Origin of the sequence: Pseudomonas sp. GM48, assembly GCF_000282335.1 — a bacterium.
Taxonomy (GTDB): Bacteria; Pseudomonadota; Gammaproteobacteria; order Pseudomonadales; family Pseudomonadaceae; genus Aquipseudomonas.
Genome location: NZ_AKJM01000196.1, coordinates 1 through 1,607, shown reverse-complemented (window position 1 = coordinate 1,607; position 1,607 = coordinate 1). Strand labels below are relative to the sequence as shown.

The 1,607-nt window shown below is 56.8% G+C and carries 2 protein-coding genes; one reads left to right on the top strand and one right to left on the bottom strand.

The window, feature by feature from the left end:
- Window positions 1–252: hypothetical protein (locus PMI28_RS31350; protein ID WP_238540730.1), on the top strand; the 252-nt coding region annotated here is incomplete at its 5' end.
- 362 nt (window positions 253–614) lie between these two features.
- Here the strand turns inward: PMI28_RS31350 and PMI28_RS00110 are convergent.
- On the bottom strand, window positions 615–1,607 hold a 993-nt coding region (locus PMI28_RS00110), incomplete at its 5' end, for a sigma-54 interaction domain-containing protein (RefSeq protein WP_007992965.1).

The following is a 1,607-nucleotide window of genomic DNA, read 5'->3' as shown; positions in this document are numbered from 1 at the left end:
GAACGCAGCCTCGCAGGCTCGGCAGCTGCTACATGCCAAACGCCAGAAACCACAAGGGGAGCCGAAGCTCCCCAAGAAGTAGTTGCATGCTCTATTTTTATTTTTGGTTTCGGGCTTTTTGTTTTTGTTGAGTGCCCTCGCCATGAAGCTTTCCTTCATGACCCTCCCAATCGGGAGCCAAGAGCAAACGGATTGCTTTGGTCGCTGAATTGCAGTGATCTTTCGATCCAACCAGTACAGGCTCTGTCTTAAGACAGTTTTTTGTTGTTCTCAGCCTGGTCGTGGGGCAAGCCCCAAATACAACGCCTCTCCAAAAGAATCAGTTAGCTGCGCCTCTCGCCGTCTTGTTTTTATTGTGCGTGAGTCGATTCGTCTTATTTTTATTGTCTTGTGCATTGCTTGTTATTGTTCTTGTACCAAACATATAGCAGGGTGCGTGCCAACTTTTTAAAAGCCCAATAAAACAAGGGGTTAGGCCGATTGCCAGGCATTTCAAGGGCCAAAAAAAGCCGGGGCTTCGTTACCGTAAGCCCCGGCTTCTGTTACGTGAAAAAACTGAGGTAACAGTTTTTTCCACAAAGTCATGTGTTACCCGCACATGAGACAGGTGCGGTTCAGCTTTCGCTGGCCACCCCGGTCTTGCGACGTGGGATGCCCAGGCGCTGACGGCGCTCCCACAGGCATTTGCGGCTGACCCCGAGTTTGCGGGCCAGTTCGGTTTCAGTCATGTGGTCCTGATGCTCGAGGACGAAATGCTGGAAGTAGTCTTCCAGGGAGAGGTCTTCGGTCGGTTCGTGGTTGTTGTTACTGGCACTGCCGTTGCCCTGTTGTGGGGGCAGGCCAATGAACTCATCGTCTTCCAGGTCGCCCAGCTCGATGTCGATGCCCAGCAGGTCGGCGGAAATTTCCGGGCTTTCGCACAGGATAACGGCGCGCTCGACGGCGTTTTCCAGTTCACGAACGTTGCCCGGCCAGGAGTAGTGACGAATGGCTTGCTCGGCATCCGCGGCGAACTTCAGGTCGGTGCGGTTGATTCGCGCACTTTGCCGCGCCAGGAAGGCATTGGCGATTTCGTTGACGTCGGCACCGCGCTCGCGCAAGGCTGGCAGCTTCAGCGCGATAACGTGGAGGCGGTAATACAAGTCTTCCCGGAACTGGCCGATTTTCGCCAGGCTCTTGAGGTCGCGGTGAGTCGCGGCGATCAGGCGCACATCGACTTTTTGCGACTGCACCGAGCCCACCCGGCGAATTTCACCTTCCTGCAATACGCGCAGCAGGCGAGCCTGGGCTTCCAGCGGCAGTTCACCGATTTCGTCGAGAAACAAGGTGCCGCCGTCCGCCGCTTCCACAAGCCCGGCGCGCCCGGCGCTGGCGCCAGTGAATGCGCCTTTCTCGTGGCCGAACAATTCGGATTCGATCAGGCTTTCCGGAATGGCCGCGCAGTTCACCGAAATCATCGGCGCCTTGGCGCGCCTGGACAGGTTGTGCAGGGCGCGCGCCACCAGCTCTTTACCAGTACCCGATTCGCCCTGGATCAGAACGTTGGAGTCGGTCGGTGCCACTTTGCGGATCTTGCCGTACAGGTCCTGCATCGGCGGGCACGAGCC